An 18732-nucleotide genomic window follows, 5' to 3' on the forward strand; every position below is an offset into this window, starting at 1 on the left:
CACATGAAATCATGCTGAGGAGGTCTTTATTTTGAAATCGAACCCGTATTTGAAGCACCCGACATCGAATCCTGCACTAGTAGAAGAAACCATTGCAAGCAAAGAGATTTTTGACGGCAAGATCATTTCACTTCAGGTGGACACCGTAAAGCTGCCAAATGGGCAGACGGGAACCCGTGAGATTATTAAGCATCCGGGGGCTGTCGCCGTGCTTGCTCTTAAGGGAGACAAGATGCTTGTTGTAGATCAATACAGACAGGCGCTTGGCAGAACCCAGGTTGAAATTCCGGCAGGCAAGCTGGATCCTGGAGAAGACCCGATGGAAGCAGCCGGAAGAGAGCTGAGGGAAGAGACAGGGTATCATGCTCAGGAGCTCAAGCCGCTGCCGGCGTTTTATACTTCACCCGGTTTTGCGGATGAGGTTATCTACATGTTTATGGCAGAGTATCTTGAAGCAGGCCACATGCAGCTGGATGAGGATGAATTTCTGGAAGTGATCGAGGTGACACTGGAGGAGGCCTATGAGCTGATCCGGGAAGGACGTATCAGTGATGCGAAGACGATCGTTGCGGTATATGCATGGCACTTGTATCAGCTGACAGGGAAGATATAAATCATGAATCCGAACGAGATAAAGACGGATCCTGTGCTGTCTACCTACTATGCCGATCTTCACATTCATATCGGAAGAACCGGTTATGGCGATGCTGTAAAAATTAGTGGGAGCCGTGATCTGACCTTTGTGGGCATTGCCAAGGAGGCGGCTGAACGCAAGGGGATCGATCTAATTGGTATTATTGATGCCCATTCTCCTGTCGTTCAGCGGGATATTAGAGAAGCGCTTGATTCGGGTGAAATGACAGAGATTGATGGCGGAGGAATTGGTTATAAGGGTACAGTCATTCTGCTGGGAACCGAGCTAGAGGTGAGGGAGCCGGGTCGGAAAGAGTTCCATCTTCTTGCCTATTTCAGAACCTTGAGGGAGATGGAATCCTTCACAGACTATCTTTCCCGCTATATGAAAAATGTGAACCTCAGCTCTCAGCGTGTGTACGTGCCGGCACTGGAATTACAGCGAGAGATCATATCCCGCGGCGGCATATTTGTCCCTGCACATATTTTTACCCCGCACAAAGGAATTTACGGAAGTACGGCGCATCGAATGGAAGAGGTGCTTGATTTAAGCCTGATCTCTGCCGTGGAACTGGGACTTAGTAGCGATACTGAAATGGCCGGTTATATTAGTGAATTGGACCGATATCCGTTCCTAACGAATTCGGATGCGCACTCCCTTGCCAAGATAGGCAGAGAGTATAATGAACTGGCTATGGCTGAAGCTTCATTCGATGAATTTAAGCGGGCACTTCAGTCACAGGCGGGACGCAGAATTGAAGCTAACTACGGTCTCAATCCGCGCCTTGGCAAATATCATAGAACCTACTGTGCTCTTTGCAGCAGCATATTAGATGAAGAGCAAATCTCAGAAGAACGATGCCCGTATTGTGGAAGCACGAAGTTAATACACGGGGTGCTGGATCGGATTCTGTCGATCTCGGACCGTGAAACTCCTCTGGTGTCTGATTATAGACCACCGTATCACTATCAGGTGCCTCTTGAGTTCATTCCCGGTCTTGGGAAGGTGAAGCTCCGAATGCTGATTGAAGCCTTTGGTTCTGAGATGGCGATATTGCACCGTGTATCCGAGGTGGATCTGGCGAGCATCGTGGGTAACGAATTAGCCGGACTTATCGTTCGGGCAAGGAATGGTGAGCTTGGTCTATCCGCTGGTGGAGGGGGAACCTATGGAAGAGTCTCTCTATAGATTTCATTTTTAGAGTCATAGAGTAACGGACAAGTTCATAATGTAAGGTATGTAATGAGAAAGGGGACGACCTTAACCATGTTATTTCTCAAGCATACCTTCCGGGATCAAACTCCGCTCTATGTATTTGTCGCTGTTCTGTTTTTAGTCGGGGTCATTTTTGGTGCATTAATGGTGGGTGCGCTTACCCTTGATCAGCAGCAAGATCTGGCAGGGTATCTGGACAACTTTTTTGTTATGATGAATCAAGGAAATAGTTCAGGCAGCACATATATGGATATTGCGATGCTTCATTTAAAGTGGGTTGGTCTGATCTGGGTGCTTGGGCTGTCTGTTATCGGACTACCGGGCATACTAATATTGGATTTTCTAAAGGGAGTCCTTATCGGATTTACCGTTGGCTACATGGTGGGTCAATATTCCTGGAAAGGACTTCTCCTTGCCATGGTCTCTGTAGCACCACATAATCTGCTCGTCATCCCTGTTATTCTCATATGCAGTGTGGCAGCCATCACCTTCTCGCTTCATATGATCAAGAGCCGTTTCTTCATGAACAGAAGCCGCGGGGTCAAGAGACCGCTGACAAGCTATATCGGGCTGACGATTGCTATGGCCGGACTAATGCTTGCCATTTCATCATTTGAGACTTGGGTAACGCCTCTCCTTATGCAGTGGGTTGCGCCTCTGTTTGTATAATGTGACAAGTTGAACAGCCCTCTCTCTCATCGCTTGATATAGTTGACTTTATTAAAGATGAGACCCTATAATAATACAAGTGAGTTTTCGATCATGATGCAGTGATTTCCTAGGGGGAGGGAGAAGATGGAAGCACGAATCGAGAAAATAAAGCAGCAGTTACAATCCCAAGGCTATAAATTAACGCCCCAGCGGGAAGCCACAGTAAGAGTCTTGCTAGAGAATGAAGAAGATCACTTGAGCGCAGAAGATGTGTTTATGCTCGTCAAGGAAAAAGCTCCCGAAATCGGTCTTGCTACCGTATATCGAACCCTTGAGCTGCTAAATGAGCTGCATGTCGTTGAGAAGATTAACTTTGGTGACGGAGTAGCACGCTATGATTTGCGCGGTGATACGAACAAGCATCATCATCACCATTTGATATGCGTTCAATGCGGCAGCATGGATGAGATACGTGAGGATTGGCTAGGACCGCTTGAAGAACGCTTGGAACGTGAGTTTAATTTTACAGTTCTCGACCATAGGCTTGATTTTCAGGGGATTTGTTTCCGCTGCAAAGACAAGAACGACCAGAAGCCTAATCAATAACATAAAGACTAGCAGATCAGACAAGCTCTCACCGGCTTTTGTTCGGGGGAGCTTTTTAGCGTTCTTATTCATAAATATGTGGTGAGCTTCTATTCTAAAGATATACATTTAGTATCCTGTTAGGTAAGATGGAGATAGAGTGAGAGCAAGCCTGTTTTTCCTTAAAATTTCGCGTTCGTCATAAAGCATGTGAATCGGTCATAGCCTAGACATAGCATGAGTGTAGGCTGGGAAGACTATCCGTGTAAATAAAGGACAAGACGTGAATGAAAGGCGGGATAATTCATGGTTTTTTCACTCCGCAGAATGTTTCGACTCGTTCGATTTCTTATCGTATTTGCTGCACTTGTATACATGTTCTATAATGTGTTCAATCTATTTTCGGAATGGATTACACCGGTGGATCACTACAAAATTCCAGAGGGAAATGCGCTTAAAGTATTTCATCATGAGGAAGGCACAGGCCTTGTTATGGAGAAGACGAGTATGCTCGAACGACTGCGCTTCTTCTATTGGTATGGTGAATAAGGGTGTTGATCTAAAGTCATAATGAAAATTTGTAGTAAGGGAGCGTAATAAAGCCGATGAGGAATTATGTGCAGCCTTACATGAATTATTTACAGGAAGACAAGGGCTCTTCCTTAAGTACACTGGAATCCTACAGACGTGATATAGAGCAGTTTATTGGGTATATGGATAAGGAACAGATTACACAGGCTCAGGACGTTTCACGCAATCAAATTGTGCTGTACATGGGATATTTGAAGAAGCAGAAGAAGGCAGCTTCAACGATTGCTCGTAATGTGGTTTCGATCCGTTCTTTTTTTCATTATTTGATGTATCAGGGTGTTGTGCAGAAAGATCCAACGTATCATTTGGACTCACCCAAATTAGAAAAGTCTCCTCCCAAAATTCTTACCATTGCAGAAGTGGACAGACTACTATCGCTGCCTGACTCTTCAACACCGCCTGGGGCAAGAGACAAAGCCATGCTTGAGCTGCTGTATGCGACGGGGATTAAAGTCTCTGAATTGGTACAGCTTAATGTGAAGGATTTAAATCCGCAGCTGAAGTTTTTGAGAACCGGCAGCAACAGTGCCAAGGAGCGGGTAATTCCTATAACAGGGGTTGCTGCCCAAGCGACAGCCGAATACGTGAATCATGCCCGGAGTGCGCTGTTGAAGGCGAATGGAGAAGAAGAGGCACTGTTCGTGAATACGAATGGTGCCAGGCTGACCAGGCAGGGAATCTGGAAGATGATTAAGAAGTACGCTGAAGGTGCTGGACTCGCTGAAGGAAGAATTACACCACATACGTTAAGGCATTCCTTTGCGGCTCATCTACTGGAGAATGGCGCCGATTTAAGATCGGTACAGGAAATGATGGGACATGCAGATATTTCAACAACCCAGATGTACAGCCATGTAGTAAAACGAAATATGAAGGACGTATATGATCATTATCACCCGAGAGCGTAATCAATGCTGGGCACTAGATTGAATTGATAATACAGGAAGGGGTATTACGTACATCATGACAAACAATAAACCTAGATTCAAACGCATATGCTTTATCGTACTAGACAGTGTTGGGATTGGAGCATTGCCGGATGCACCCGAATTCGGCGACGAAGGTGCTCATACATTAGGACATATTTTGGAAAAAGTTCCTCATGTGAAGCTGCCGAACATGCAGAAATTAGGACTTGGTAATATCGCCGAAATTCCTCCGCTTGATCCAGTGGACAAGCCTCAGGCTTATTATGGCAAGATGAAAGAGGTATCGGCAGGTAAGGACACGATGACAGGCCATTGGGAGCTGATGGGTCTTAAGATTGACACGCCTTTTAATACATATCCTGATGGATTTCCTCAAGATTTGATTACCGAGTTTGAGAAGCAGACTGGCCGTAAGGTCATCTGTAACAAGCCTGCTTCGGGAACAGAAGTGCTGGACGAATACGGAGAAGAACAGATGAAGACCGGAGCCTGGATCGTATATACTTCGGCGGATAGTGTGTTCCAGATTGCTGCTCATGAAGATATCATCCCTCTCGAGGAACTGTACAAAGCCTGCAAGATTGCCCGTAAGCTGACGCTCGCTCCTGAGCATTCGGTAGGGCGTGTCATTGCACGTCCGTATGTCGGAACTCCAGGTGCTTTTAAACGGACCTCCAATAGACATGATTATGCGGTCAAGCCGCCAGAGCCTACCGTCATGAATGCGCTGCATAGTGCAGGGTATGATGTTATTGCCGTTGGTAAAATCAATGATATTTTTGACGGTGAAGGTGTAACTGAAGCGTATCCGACAAAAAGCAATGAGCATGGTATTGAAGTCACGATCCAGCAGCTGGGACGAGATTTCAATGGTCTTTTGTTCACGAATTTGGTCGATTTTGATTCATTATATGGACATCGCAGAGATCCGGAGGGTTATGCGGGTGCACTAGAAGTGTTCGATCAGGAGCTCCCTAAGATTATGGAGCGTATCAGTGAAGAAGATCTATTGATCATCTCGGCTGATCATGGGAACGATCCGATTCATCGCGGAACAGATCATACACGGGAGTATGTGCCGGTACTTATTTACAGTCCAGCTCTCAAGCAGCCGGGTGACACGATAGGAGTACGGGAGACGTATTCGGATCTGGGAGCTACGATCTCCGATAATTTCGGCGCAACGGCTCCGCTTCATGGGGAGAGCTTTCTGAATCAATTGAAGTAAGAAGAATGGAAATTCAAGCAAAAGGGGCTATTTAGCAAAATGGTAAAAATTCTAACACAAAGCATGGTACAAGAAGCAGCAGCTTTTATTAAAGAAAAAACAAGTGTGAAGCCCGAAATCGGGCTGATCCTTGGTTCCGGACTTGGCATTTTAGCAGAGCTTATTGAGGATGCGGTAGCGATTCCGTATGAAGATATACCTCATTTTCCCGTATCTACGGTTGAGGGACATGTGGGAGAGCTGCTGATTGGTAATATACAGGGCCGCCCGGTTGTCATGATGAAGGGCAGATTCCACATGTATGAAGGCTACGGTCCGGAAGTGACTGCCTTTCCGGTTCGAGTTATGAAGGAGATCGGCGTTGAAAAAATGCTGGTAACCAATGCGGCAGGCGGTGTAAATACCCATTATCATGCAGGCGATCTCATGATTATCTCTGATCATCTGAACTTGACCGGCCGTAACCCATTGGTTGGACCGAATGAGCCTGCTTTTGGTGTTCGTTTCCCTGATATGTCAGAAGCCTACAGCGGTAGATTGCGCAGTCTGGCTAAAACAACAGCTGAAGCACAGGGCTTTAACATTCAGGAAGGGGTATATGCAGGACTTCTCGGTCCCAACTATGAAACTCCAGCCGAAATTGTGATGCTGCGCAAACTTGGGGCAGATGCTGTCGGGATGTCAACCGTCGCAGAAGTCATTGTAGCGCGTCATACTGGTATTGAAGTGCTGGGTATCTCCTGTATTACGAACATGGCAGCCGGAATTCTGGATCAGCCTCTCTCACACGATGAGGTTATGGAAACCGCAGAACAAGTTAAAGGGAAGTTCCTTGGATTAGTTATGGCACTGATCCCATACATGTAAATTTACGAAGAGGGGAAATACACAATGAACCAAGTGAATACGACGATGTACGCTGGAAATATCGAGGAAGCCGCTGCATACATAACAAGCAAGCTGGGTAAATATTCTCCCAAAATTGGCTTGGTGCTGGGCTCAGGGCTCGGAGATTTGGGCGATCAAATCGAAGATGCCGTATATATTCCCTACGATGAAGTACCGCATTTTCCTAAATCTACCGTTGAAGGACATGCAGGACGCTTTGTGATCGGTCAGCTCGAAGGCAAGGATGTTATTATCATGCAGGGGCGTTTTCATTACTATGAGGGATATGACATGCGTACCGTTGTTATGCCCGTTTATGTAATGAAAAGACTTGGTATTCAGACTCTCGTATTAACGAATGCAGCAGGCGGCATGAACCGTGCTTTCAAGGCAGGAGATCTCATGCTCATCTCCGATCATATCAATATGACGGGAGCTAACCCGCTCATCGGACCCAATGATCCGAAGCTGGGAGTTCGTTTTCCAGATATGTCAGCAGCATATGATCCTGAATATCGCATATTGGCGAAGGAGCTGGCTAAAGATATACATGGTGAAGATGGATCCGTACTTGAGCTTCAAGAAGGCGTCTATTGCGGCATTAGTGGACCTACATATTCAACGCCTAAAGAATCCACGATGTTTGCTCTGCTTGGCGGGGATGCAATCGGGATGTCTACTGTAGGCGAAGTCATCGCGGCAAGTCATGCGGGACTGCGTGTACTGGGTATCTCCTGCATTACCGATATGGCGATTGGCGAAGAGCTTGAGCCGCTGACACATGAGCAGGTTGTCGCTGTAGCGAACCGGACAAAGCCGAAATTTATTGGACTGATCCGTGCATTTGTGAGCCGCGTGTAATTCTTTGAATTTGTTAAAAATAAAAGCAGCTAAAGGTGTGATCTAACGTATGAGAGCCGTTGATATCATTCAGAAGAAGCGAGATGGACAGGAGCTGTCAACAGAGGAGATCTCCTATCTGATTCAAGGATACAGCCGTGGAGACATTCCGGACTATCAGATGTCAGCTTGGGCGATGGCTGTCTTTTTCCAGGGCATGACAGCGAAGGAAACCGGGGATTTGACGATGGCGATGGCTAAATCTGGTGATCAGGTGGATCTGTCTCCGATTGCAGGCATTAAGGTAGACAAGCATTCAACGGGTGGCGTTGGTGACAAGACGACCATTGTTCTTGCCCCACTCGTGGCTGCAGCTGGTGTTCCGGTTGCTAAAATGTCCGGACGTGGTCTTGGTCATACCGGCGGCACATTGGACAAGCTGGAATCGATAAGCGGATTTCAGATTGAACTGGATCAAGAGCAGTTCTTCAAGCAGGTTAATGAGGTGGGGGCCGCGGTCATCGGACAAAGCGGCAACATGGCTCCAGCAGACAAGAAGCTGTACGCATTAAGAGATGTGACGGCAACGGTAAATGCGATTCCGCTGATTGCCAGCTCAGTGATGAGTAAGAAGATTGCAGCCGGTGCAGACGCAATTGTACTCGATGTCAAGACTGGCAGCGGTGCATTCATGAAGACGCTTGATGATTCAATCAAGCTGGCAGAAGCGATGGTCGATATCGGGACCCATGTAGGCCGTGAGACGGTAGCTGTCATCAGTGATATGGATCAGCCGCTCGGTCATGGCATCGGTAATGCCTTGGAAATTAAAGAAGCAGTAGAAACGCTGCAAGGAAACGGACCTGAGGATCTGGAAGAGGTCAGCCTGTTCCTGGCATCACATATGCTGGTTCTTGGCGGCAAAGCGGAGTCTGTAGAGGAAGCCCGCGAGAAATTGCGGGATATTCTATCACAAGGACTTGCGTTTGATAAGCTCAAGCAGATGGTCAAAGCGCAACAGGGAGATGTAGGACAAATTGAGGATTTGTCTCTTCTGCCGACCGCTAAGCGCACAATTGAAGTGAAGGCTCCAACGGATGGGTATGTGGCTGGGATTGAGGCTGAGGCCATTGGAATTAGCGCCATGCTGCTTGGCGCCGGCCGTGAAACGACCGATTCCGTCATTGATCATGCGGTTGGAGTAACCCTTGTCAAAAAAGTCGGCGATCAGGTGAAGGCTGGTGAGGTGATTGCGATGCTTCATGCCAATGATGGAAGCGACAGCAAGCTTCAGGAAGCAGAGCAGAAGCTTCAGCAGGCATATAAGATCTCAGAAGCTCCCGTGCCTGAGCAACCTTTGATCTATGCTTTGGTGACGAAGGATGGAGTTCAGCGCTTTGTATGATATATAGGTGGTATAACGAACAAGAAGCTGAAGGGCAGCATCACTGTCCTTCAGCTTCTTTTTATATTCATCTAGCTCTCAATTACATCTTTCGTCGCAAATTTTTAAATCCCCTTCGATTTGAACGGTGGAATGCTGGATATGAAACTCCTGACGCAGCATGTCTTTAGCTTGTTTTAGCAGCAGATCCCGATCGGCCGAATTCGATACAACCAGATGAACAGTCAGCGCTGTATAATCAGAGGTTATTGACCAGCTGTGGAGGTCATGAAGTTCAACTACACAAGGCAGACCAAGAAGCTTGCTGCGGATATCACTTAGATTTACGGATTCTGGCTTGCCTTCCATCAGTACATGCATGGAATCTTTGGTAACTCGGTATCCACTGACAAGTATAAGGACGGCTACGAGCAGACTGGCGATGGGGTCGGCAATAGACCATCCGAAGAACATCATCAGAAGACCTGCTGCAATAGCTCCGATTGATCCTAATAAATCTCCCAGGACATGGAGAAATGCACCTCTCAAGTTCAAGTTCCCTTTGACATCACCACCTGTCATTAATACAACGGCTACGATGACATTAATGATCAGGCCAAGCACAGCAATGGTCAGCATCCCTGTACTTGCCACTTCAGGTGGCGCAGCAAACCGCTGAATCGCTTCCCATATGATCAATACAGAAATGACAAGCAGGGTAATCCCGTTCAGAAAAGCAGCGATAATCTCGAATCGCTTATAGCCATAGGTTTTTGAGCTGCTCGCTGATTTCTCACCAAATTTAAACGCAAAAAGAGCGAGTGCCAGTGCGATCCCGTCGCTTAGCATATGTCCTGCGTCAGCAATCAGGGCCAAGCTATGTGTGATGAGCCCTCCAACCACTTCAATCAACATAAAGCCGGTGATAAGTAAAAAGGAAATTAACAGAGCCTTTTTATTATCCGTATGAATATGAGAATGACCAGGCCCATGGCTGTGATTATGACTGTGGCTGTGATCATGGTTGTGATCGTGTTCATAATCGTCGTGATCGTGATGATGACGCTGTTCGTGAACAGGCCGCTCATTGTGGTCATTTTGATGTGTATGCTTCATCGTCATTCCTCCGCATGATAATTTCTATGATTAGTGTTGTTGCAGACGATAGTGAATCTAAATTTACCTTACCCTTGACCCGTTATTCTATGTAAAGCCGAATGTATGAGAAGCTCTTCATTGGACTTACTGTACTTACTTACCCCTTATGTGATGTTCAATATCTTGTAATTGTAGGAACTGCTATTTTTCATAGACAGACGAATCAATTTCATAATTGATTCAGACAAGGAATAATTTGGAGGATTCCTGACGACAATGAATAGCAGTATAACGAATCAAGCTATCAAGCTACAATGTAGCATTCACATGAGGAGGATAATATTGCCATGAAACAAGGAGCTAGGCTACTCACCGCTATAATATTGTCGGCAGCACTGATCGTTCCAAGCAGCGCATATGCGGAAGAGCCTGCAGGGCCGCAAACGGAGAAGACAACCCCGGCAGTGGATCTTGCGGAAAATGCAAAATCAGCGGTCATGCTGGATGCGGACACAGGAACGATTATTTATGAGAAGAACGGCCATGAGAAACTGCCTCCTGCCAGTATCACGAAGATTATGACCATGCTGTTAACAATGGAAGCCATTGATTCCGGCAAGCTCAAGTGGACTGACAAGGTTCGAGCGAGTGAATATGCATCTTCCATGGGCGGATCTCAGATCTTTCTGGAGCCGGGCGAAGAGATGACCGTGGATGAGATGTTAAAAGGGATTGCCATGGCATCGGGAAACGATGCTTCCGTAGCAATGGCCGAGAAAATTGCCGGCTCTGAAGAAGCATTTGTACAGATGATGAACGATCGAGCAAAAGAGCTGGGCATGAATGATACCCATTTTGCCAATTGTAACGGTCTTCCGGTAGAGAATCATTATTCTTCAGCACATGATATTGCTATTATGAGCAGAGAGCTGCTTAAACATAAAGACATTACCAAATATACCGGAGCCTATCAGGACTATCTGCGAAAAGACAGTGCCAAGCCGTTCTGGCTTGTGAACACGAACAAGCTTGTGCGTTTCTATACTGGTGCCGATGGCTTAAAAACAGGCTATACCTCGGAAGCAAAATTTTGCTTGTCCGCCACAGCAATGAAGGATGGTATGCGTGTCGTCGCGGTCGTGCTGGGTGAGCCTAATACGAAAACGAGAAACAGCGAAGTGTCGAATATGTTCGATTACGCCTTTTCACAATATACGATGAAGCCTATTTATAAACAAGGGGACGTTATCGGTAAAGTGAATATTGAGAAAGGAAACATCAAAGAGCTGGAGCTGGTGGCTGATGAACCTTACAGTGTACTGATGAGAAAAGGCAGCGCCGGGGAAACGACGCAGCAGCTGACTGTCCCTTCTGAAATCAAGGCCCCGATCAAAAAAGGTCAGGTGCTGGGCAAGCTTGTAGTATCTCAGGATAACAAGGTACTCAAGGAGTTTGACATTACAGCAGCGGTAGACGTTGATAAAGCAGGCTTCTGGAAGCTCTTCAAACGGACAACCTCTGATCTTTTCCGCTAAAATAAGCAGCTTTGTTGATTCATGAGACATTTCTTCTAGTTTTGTCGGAGTGCAGGAAAGCTGCAAATCGGCGTAGAAATGGTTGGTCATGACAGGGAGGAGAGTGAGCAAGCATGAATTTACAGGTCAGTATGGAGTATGCACATGGGGTGCTTATTGTACGATTATCTGGAGAGCTCGATCACCACACAGCAGATCTGGTACGTCTACAGATGGATGAGGCGATTGCAAGACAGAACAGCAAGCACCTGATTCTTAGCTTGAAAGACCTTGACTTTATGGATAGTTCAGGACTGGGTGTCATTCTTGGACGCTATAAGTTGATACATCATAAAGGTGGAAAAATGGTCATATCCGGAGCCAATCCTGCTGTATACCGTTTGCTTGAAATGTCAGGCTTGTTCAAAATTATGCCGGTGTTCGAAAACGAGGGAAGCGCCCTCTCGGATCTGGAGGTGGTCTCATGAGCAGTGAGCAGCTATCAAATTTTATGAATTTGCAGTTTGCAGCCAAGTCGGAGAATGAATCATTCGCCAGAGTCGCGGTAGCAGCCTTTATTTCTCAGCTGGATCCGACAATGGACGAGCTGAGCGATTTGAAAACGGTCGTATCCGAGGCCGTGACGAACAGCATCATTCATGGCTACAACAATGACTCTGCCGGGGTCGTAACCATTAAGGCAGAAATTATTGGAGATATGATTACGCTTGTCATTGAAGACCAGGGTCAGGGAATTGAGGACTTGGAGCTGGCGAAGCAGCCGCTGTACACTTCTAAGCCAGAGCTTGAGCGTTCAGGTATGGGATTCACCATAATGGAAAATTTCATGGATGAATGTGAAGTGGTGAGCGAGCCTGGGCGAGGTACTTCGATCATGATGAAGAAACGGATAGAATCCAAGAAAGCACTGTATAATTAGGGGTTGGACCTATGGAAGCAGAAGCGAAACAATCTTCACATACGTATCTGGAGGATGCGGAAGTCAAGCGTCTTATCGCTCTATCCCAAAGCGGAGACCAGGTGGCGCGTGACACGCTTGTCAATTGTAATATTCGTCTCGTATGGTCTGTCGTTCAGCGGTTTATGAACCGGGGATACGAGCCGGAGGATCTGTTTCAGATCGGCTGCATCGGGCTTCTCAAATCAGTAGATAAATTTGATCTGAGCTATGATGTCAAATTTTCGACTTATGCGGTTCCCATGATTATCGGCGAAATTCAGCGTTTCCTGCGTGATGATGGGACGCTGAAGGTCAGCCGATCCCTGAAAGAGACCGCCAATAAGGTTCGCAAGAAGAAGGATGAGCTCTCTAAATACTTAGACAGGCTGCCCACCATCAAGGAGGTTGCAGACGAGCTGGGGATTACCCCTGAGGAGGTTGTATTCGCTCAGGAAGCGAATAAGCCTCCAACTTCCATACACGAAACGGTATTTGAGAATGACGGGGACCCGATTACACTTATGGATCAGATTGCTGATGAATCTCAGGAGCGTTGGTTCGACAAGATGGCCCTTAATGAAGCGATCGGAAATCTGTCTGAGCGGGAGCGACTGATCGTATACCTCCGGTATTACAAGGATCAGACGCAATCTGAAGTAGCTGCCAGACTGGGCATATCGCAGGTTCAAGTGTCTAGACTGGAGAAAAAAATACTGCAGATTATCCGGGAACAAATCGCACAGTAAATATGAAGTGCATATAACAACGACTAACACATATAGGGAGTCTTTTCTCGTTAGAGAAAAGACTCTTTTTTTGTGGGTCAGCTCGATATCAATCCCAAGGAATAGAAAAGCGGAGGAGTCTCCATACTATGAATAATTTCACAGTATAAAGGGGTGAGGTTAGGATGACCGCACCATCCACTCCTATCATTTATGTAAGGCTGCACAGCCGGATCAAGATGAAGCTTGGCGTTACACTCAAGATCAGGCATGTGGCACATGTGCTCACAGATCCGCCTGGCTTGGAAGACAAAGTGCTGGAAGCGGAACTGATGCAGACGGAGAAAAAGGACGGGAGCCTGCTGCTTGTTGATGTGCTTCAGATTATTGGTCAAATACAGAAGACGGTGCCGGGAGCAACGATTGAAACATTGGGCAGCAGCCATACGCTTGTCGAGCTGATCCCTCATGATCGGCCGCCGTCCAAATCGCTGTTTATACTTGTATGGCTCCTGCTGTTCTTTGGCTCGGCGCTGACCATTATGAACTTTCACGCGGATGTAAACATGAAGGAAGTGCATATTCGAATCGTTGAGATGCTGACGGGGTATCGGGATGAGAATCCTTACTTGTTTCAGACGGCATACTCTATTGGTATCGGTTTTGGCATGGCTGTATTTTTTAATCATTTGTTCAAGAAAAAATGGAATGATGAGCCTACCCCGCTGGAGGTCGAGATGTACCTTTACCAGCAAAATGTGGATCAATATGCAGTGAATGAAGAGTACGAACGAATTAAAAAAGAGCGTGCTTCTTCGGGTCAGAAATAATGATGACGGTTCTGGATGGCTGCATACTCATTGTTCTGGGCATTGCAGCAGGAATTGCTGTGGGGAGCGGAGTCATTGCTCTCTTCATCGTACTGGACATGATCCCTCGCTTAGCCCAGCTTACACGTTCATATGACAAAGCATATGCCTATGAAGGAGCTATGATTGCCGGTTCATTCGTTGGAACAGTCGCTGACTTATGGAACTTGAAGGTTTACGGTCTTCCGATTATTTCGATATTCGTTGGCCTGCTGTGCGGTATATTTATCGGTTTGCTCGCAGCAGCTTTAACTGAGGTATTGAACGTCCTGCCCATATTAGCCAAGAGACTGGGTATGAAATCTTATTTATTTGGATTATTAATGGCCATGGTGTTCGGCAAAGTTGCCGGTTCATTATTTGATTGGTTTGTGTACACCAGATAACAGCTGAATGCATACAACAGAAGGAGGAGACATCAAACAAATGTCAGATGAATCGCAGCAAATGACCGAGGAAGAGAAGCAGCTCCAGGAAAAAAAGGAACAAGAAATGTCAGATTCCATTGTGGAGTCGATTGAGTACTGGCAGAATGAGGACGTCATTGATCCTGATTTTGACGTACTGCGAAAGACGCTCAAGTATGTCATGGGCTTTGGAGAAACTTTTGATGTCAATTTCCGCGAGATGACCTTCGGTGGACGTCATACCGGACTTTTGTTCATCACGGGACTTACCAAAGATACGATTTTGACTGAAATTTTAAAGAGACTGTCCTATGTGCCCGAGGATGAGATGACATCCGATGCCTTGGAAAAATACTTTGAATTCTACATTCCCCATATCCAGGTATCCAAGGTAACGAAGCTGAGCGAAGCGTTCATCCAGGCAATGAGCGGTATGAGCGTCTTCTTTGTGGAAGGCGAAACAACAGCACTGATCATTGATACCCGTAGTTATCCTTCACGCGGTCCTGAAGAACCATCATTAGAGCGAGTCGTCAGGGGAGCCAGAGACGGATTTACAGAAACGATGCTGACCAATGTGTCCCTTGTCCGCAGACGTCTGCATGATCCTGGATTTAAGCTGGAGCTGTTCCGTGTAGGGGAAAGACCAAAACCGATGTGTGCCTTGCTTATATCGACGATATCGTGGACAAGGTCCAGGTTGAGACGATTCGCAAAAAGATCGAGACTATCGATATTGATGGTATTCCGCTTGCTGATAAGCAGCTGGAGGAGATCATCATTAATCGAGGCTGGCATCCGTATCCGCTGGTACGTTATTCCGAGCGTCCCGATTCGGTTGCTTCCCACTTGCTTGAGGGCAGGGTGGTCCTGTTCGTGGATACTTCTCCTAGTGTTATGATTATGCCTACAACCTTTTTTGATCTGTGTCAGCATGCCGAGGAGAACAGGCAGACCCCGTTCATGGGCTCCTATCTGCGAATTATAAGAATTATCGGGATACTAGCCTCGTTGTTCCTGCTGCCTCTATGGATGCTGTTCGTCATTGATCCGGGATTAAAACCGGAGGGTCTGGACTTTATTGGTCCTCAGGAAAATGTAAAGCTTCCGATCATTCTGCAATTTCTCATTGTGGAGTTCGGGATCGATTTAATGCGAATGGCCGCGGTGCATACACCAACGCCGCTTGCCTCGGCAATGGGGCTTGTTGCAGCTATATTAGTCGGAGATGTAGCGGTGAAGACAGGTTTGTTCGTTAATGAGGTCCTGCTGTATATGGCGGTAGCAGCGATCGGGATGTTCGCAACTCCAAGCTATGAACTTGGGCTCGCAAATCGTATGGTCAGACTTATTCTTCTGGCACTCGTCGCGATCTTTAAAGTGCCTGGTCTGGTGGTTGGGACCACTGCAATCATTATTGGTCTCACGCTGCATCGTTCATACAATTCGTCTTATCTATGGCCATTTATACCCTTTAATGCAAAGGGGCTGGCAGCAACGTTCGTTCGTTCTCCAGTGCTTACAGGCAAGAAGAGACCTTCGTTTAACAAGCCTAGAGACAATACCAAGATGCCTTAATGCTGTTAAGATATCAGGCTTATGCCAATCAATATAATACAAATGATCTGCCGAATAATCCATTTCTAACAAAATCAAGAGTCTGCTATACTGATGTAAAAGTTCGATGGAATCTTTTTTCATTCCAGGAAAAGTGGAGGACTAGCGAATATGTATTTACACGGTACTAGCAAAGTTAATGAATCAGGACATCTCGAAATTGGTGGATGCGATACAGTTCAGCTCAAAGAAGAATATGGGACTCCACTATATATCGTTGATGAAACACTTGTCCGCAAGCGGGCTAGAGAATATATGGACGCATTCAGAGCTTCAGGCCTGAAATTTCAGGTAGCTTATGCGAGCAAGGCGTTCAGCGTAACGGCGATGTGCGCACTGGCCGAGCAGGAAGGCCTGTCTCTGGACGTTGTCTCGGATGGAGAGCTCTATACAGCTCTGCAGGCTGGCTTCCCGACAGAACGCATTCACTTCCATGGGAACAACAAAACACCGAATGAAATTGAAATGGCGCTGGATGCCCGTATCGGCTGCTTTGTCGTGGATAATCTGATCGAGCTGCAGATGCTTCAAGCCATGGCTGGTGAGAGGAATCAACAGGTCAATATTTTGCTGCGGGTAACCCCGGGTGTTGAAGCTCATACGCATGAGTATATTTCCACGGGTCAAACCGACTCGAAATTCGGCTTTGATATCGGAAACGGAGCCGCCCTTGAAGCAATAGAACGGGCTGTGAAGCAGCCGAACCTGAAGCTCCTTGGACTCCACTCCCACATTGGTTCGCAGATCTTCGAAGTGGAAGGCTTCCAAATGGCTGTAGAGCGAGTGGCTGCTTTTGCCAAAGAAGTGAAGAGTAAACTGAATGTGGTGTTCCCGGTTGTCAATCTTGGTGGTGGTTTTGGTATCCGTTATTTCGAAGGAGATACACCCCTTCAGGTATCCCAGTATGTCAAGGCGATCACGGATGGAGTGAAGCTGCATTTTGCAGGGATTGCAGAAGAGCTTCCGGAAATATGGGTTGAGCCGGGCCGCAGCATGGTAGGGGAAGCCGGTACAACGTTGTATACGGTAGGTGCAATCAAGAACATCCCTGGTGTACGCAAGTATGTATCGGTGGATGGAGGTATGACAGATAACCCGCGTCCAGCACTCTACGATTCGAAATACGAAGCGATGCTGGCTAACCGCGCTACTGAAGCAACAGAAGAGACTGTCTCTATTGCAGGTAAGGCCTGCGAGAGCGGAGATATGCTGATCTGGGATTTAGACCTTCCTCAGGTGGAATCAGGTGATCTCCTCGCCGTTTCCTGTACAGGTGCTTACAACTATTCCATGGCCAGCAATTACAACCGGATCCGTCGCCCAGCCGTTGTCTTCGTACAGAACGGTGAAAGTGATCTCGTTGTCCGTCGTGAAAGTCATGAAGATATCGTGCGTAACGATATTATCCCGGCAAGAATGAGCAAACAGACCATTAACAGTTGACTTTATACGCACTCTCCTCAAGGCTGTGTCTAGAACGTCAGCTTGCGGGGAGTGTTTTTTAGTTCGAGGTGACTTGGTTCCTGGCTCATCAGCCTCCCGAATAATTGCAAATTGTGGTCAAAGTAGATACAATCAGATAGTGATGCTTGAATTAAGGACAAGGCTTATGTATGGATCATGGCCTGCCTTAGAAAATAGTTGAAGGAAGTGACGCACATGAAAAAAGGAATTATCGAACTTGAAAATGGCGGAACCGTAGAAATTCAATTCCTGCCGGAAGAAGCACCAAATACAGTAGCAAACTTTGAAAAACTGGCTAACAGCGGTTTTTACAACGGCCTTAGCTTTCACCGTGTAATTCCAGGCTTCGTAGCTCAAGGCGGATGCCCGGTTGGCAACGGTACTGGTGGTCCTGGATACTCCATCGACTGCGAAACTGCAACTAACACAACGAAGCATGAAAAAGGTGTTCTCTCCATGGCACATGCCGGCAAAAACACAGGCGGAAGCCAATTCTTTATCGTGTATGAGCCACAGCCGCATTTGGATGGAGTGCATACTGTGTTTGGTAAAGTGACCAAAGGTATGGAGTACATTGACGGCGTGAAGCAAGGCGACAAAATGAAGAGCGTATCTGTATTTGACGCTTAAGTTGAAGCCTCTGTAACGACATAGCAAGAGCAGATTACGACATCCCGCATTCTATATGCGGGATGTTTTTTTATGCCGAGTATCTCGGCGAGAATTTATGTAACTGCATTCCACACAGGGAGAGTAAGTTTTTTAATCAAGTAAGCGTATTCTTATTATTGGATGAGAGCTCAGCTGTTGATTTTTCAGTATAGGAGTGCTACTATTTTTCTATTACTAATGTTTCATAAGCTGTAATCCTTCGGGGCAGGGTGAAATTCCCTACCGGCGGTGATGACTTGTCTTCAAGTCTTAGTCCGTGACCCGTGAGCTGGAAGCTAGCGGTGGATCTGGTGCAACTCCAGAACCGACAGTATAGTCTGGATGAGAGAAGGAGAATAGGTACATAACAGACGACTCTATTTGTTGGCGTACCCAGCAGGACTTCTGCCTGTGTGTCAGTAATGATACTCGTGGTTTATTTGCCTTACCTTTAAAGAGATATCCTTAAGGTAGCGGCAGT

Annotated in this window: 19 protein-coding genes, 1 pseudogene and 1 riboswitch; of the genes and pseudogenes, 19 read left to right on the forward strand and 1 reads right to left on the reverse strand. The window is 46.7% G+C overall.

The genetic code is table 11. The features are described 5' to 3' along the window. Positions 1–31 precede the first annotated feature (31 nt). The 10 genes from TCA2_RS08170 to TCA2_RS08215 all read left to right on the forward strand — a co-directional run bounded on the left by TCA2_RS08170 (position 32) and on the right by TCA2_RS08215 (position 8966). Positions 32–613, forward strand: a complete 582-nt coding sequence (locus TCA2_RS08170) for an NUDIX domain-containing protein (RefSeq protein WP_238546320.1) — start codon at positions 32–34, stop codon at positions 611–613. A gap of 3 nt (positions 614–616) precedes the next feature. Next, the gene (locus tag TCA2_RS08175; RefSeq protein WP_047911077.1) at positions 617–1822 is read left to right on the forward strand and encodes an endonuclease Q family protein; all 1206 of its coding nucleotides are present in this window, start codon (positions 617–619) and stop codon (positions 1820–1822) included. A 78-nt stretch (positions 1823–1900) separates the two neighbouring features. Next, positions 1901–2518 carry a stage II sporulation protein M gene (gene spoIIM, locus TCA2_RS08180; RefSeq protein ID WP_047911078.1) on the forward strand — a complete coding sequence of 206 codons (618 nt, stop codon included), beginning with the start codon at positions 1901–1903 and terminating at the stop codon, positions 2516–2518. Positions 2519–2644: 126 nt separating this feature from the next. Continuing rightward, positions 2645–3106: a Fur family transcriptional regulator gene (locus TCA2_RS08185; RefSeq protein WP_047911079.1), complete on the forward strand. Its 462-nt coding sequence runs from the start codon at positions 2645–2647 to the stop codon at positions 3104–3106. A 285-nt stretch (positions 3107–3391) separates the two neighbouring features. Further along, the gene (locus TCA2_RS08190; RefSeq protein WP_047911080.1) at positions 3392–3634 is read left to right on the forward strand and encodes a DUF4227 family protein; all 243 of its coding nucleotides are present in this window, start codon (positions 3392–3394) and stop codon (positions 3632–3634) included. A 56-nt stretch (positions 3635–3690) separates the two neighbouring features. Continuing rightward, positions 3691–4584 (forward strand): site-specific tyrosine recombinase XerD, encoded by an 894-nt coding sequence (gene xerD / locus TCA2_RS08195; protein ID WP_047911081.1) that lies wholly within the window; start codon positions 3691–3693, stop codon positions 4582–4584. Between the two features lie 55 nt (positions 4585–4639). Beyond that, on the forward strand, positions 4640–5833 hold the full coding sequence (deoB, locus tag TCA2_RS08200; protein ID WP_047911082.1) for a phosphopentomutase: 1194 nt from the start codon (positions 4640–4642) through the stop codon (positions 5831–5833). A 39-nt stretch (positions 5834–5872) separates the two neighbouring features. After that, complete coding sequence (locus tag TCA2_RS08205; RefSeq protein ID WP_047911083.1) at positions 5873–6700, forward strand: purine-nucleoside phosphorylase; 828 nt, start codon at positions 5873–5875, stop codon at positions 6698–6700. A gap of 24 nt (positions 6701–6724) precedes the next feature. Beyond that, positions 6725–7582 (forward strand): purine-nucleoside phosphorylase, encoded by an 858-nt coding sequence (locus tag TCA2_RS08210; RefSeq protein WP_238546321.1) that lies wholly within the window; start codon positions 6725–6727, stop codon positions 7580–7582. 49 nt (positions 7583–7631) lie between these two features. Further along, the gene (locus TCA2_RS08215; RefSeq protein ID WP_047911084.1) at positions 7632–8966 is read left to right on the forward strand and encodes a pyrimidine-nucleoside phosphorylase; all 1335 of its coding nucleotides are present in this window, start codon (positions 7632–7634) and stop codon (positions 8964–8966) included. A gap of 78 nt (positions 8967–9044) precedes the next feature. Here the strand turns inward: TCA2_RS08215 and TCA2_RS08220 are convergent, their stop codons facing one another. Then, a complete protein-coding gene (locus TCA2_RS08220; protein ID WP_081872317.1) occupies positions 9045–10061 on the reverse strand; it encodes a cation diffusion facilitator family transporter in 1017 nt (338 codons plus the stop codon). Positions 10062–10390: 329 nt separating this feature from the next. Between TCA2_RS08220 and TCA2_RS08225 the strand changes: the two genes are divergently transcribed. The 9 genes and pseudogenes from TCA2_RS08225 (at position 10391) to TCA2_RS08265 (ending at position 18230) form a co-directional block, all read left to right on the forward strand. Continuing rightward, complete coding sequence (locus tag TCA2_RS08225; RefSeq protein ID WP_047911085.1) at positions 10391–11578, forward strand: D-alanyl-D-alanine carboxypeptidase family protein; 1188 nt, start codon at positions 10391–10393, stop codon at positions 11576–11578. A gap of 113 nt (positions 11579–11691) precedes the next feature. Continuing rightward, positions 11692–12045 carry an anti-sigma F factor antagonist gene (spoIIAA, locus tag TCA2_RS08230; protein WP_047911086.1) on the forward strand — a complete coding sequence of 118 codons (354 nt, stop codon included), beginning with the start codon at positions 11692–11694 and terminating at the stop codon, positions 12043–12045. Continuing rightward, positions 12042–12497, forward strand: a complete 456-nt coding sequence (spoIIAB, locus tag TCA2_RS08235) for an anti-sigma F factor (protein WP_047911087.1) — start codon at positions 12042–12044, stop codon at positions 12495–12497. The genes spoIIAA and spoIIAB overlap by 4 nt, the downstream gene beginning before the upstream one ends. A gap of 11 nt (positions 12498–12508) precedes the next feature. Further along, complete coding sequence (gene sigF / locus TCA2_RS08240) at positions 12509–13264, forward strand: RNA polymerase sporulation sigma factor SigF (protein WP_047911088.1); 756 nt, start codon at positions 12509–12511, stop codon at positions 13262–13264. Positions 13265–13428: 164 nt separating this feature from the next. Then, positions 13429–14073: a stage V sporulation protein AA gene (locus TCA2_RS08245; protein WP_047911089.1), complete on the forward strand. Its 645-nt coding sequence runs from the start codon at positions 13429–13431 to the stop codon at positions 14071–14073. Positions 14074–14075: 2 nt separating this feature from the next. Further along, complete coding sequence (locus TCA2_RS08250) at positions 14076–14498, forward strand: stage V sporulation protein AB (protein WP_047911250.1); 423 nt, start codon at positions 14076–14078, stop codon at positions 14496–14498. Positions 14499–14538: 40 nt separating this feature from the next. Further along, positions 14539–16097 (forward strand): annotated as a pseudogene (locus TCA2_RS08255) (spore germination protein). A 150-nt stretch (positions 16098–16247) separates the two neighbouring features. Then, a complete protein-coding gene (lysA, locus tag TCA2_RS08260; protein ID WP_047911090.1) occupies positions 16248–17579 on the forward strand; it encodes a diaminopimelate decarboxylase in 1332 nt (443 codons plus the stop codon). A gap of 216 nt (positions 17580–17795) precedes the next feature. Next, positions 17796–18230, forward strand: a complete 435-nt coding sequence (locus TCA2_RS08265; RefSeq protein WP_047911091.1) for a peptidylprolyl isomerase — start codon at positions 17796–17798, stop codon at positions 18228–18230. Between the two features lie 233 nt (positions 18231–18463). Next, a riboswitch (FMN riboswitch) is annotated at positions 18464–18609 on the forward strand. Positions 18610–18732 lie beyond the last annotated feature (123 nt).

Source organism: Paenibacillus sp. TCA20 (assembly GCF_000732325.1).
In the GTDB taxonomy this organism is placed as follows: Bacteria; Bacillota; Bacilli; order Paenibacillales; family Paenibacillaceae; genus Paenibacillus; species Paenibacillus urinalis.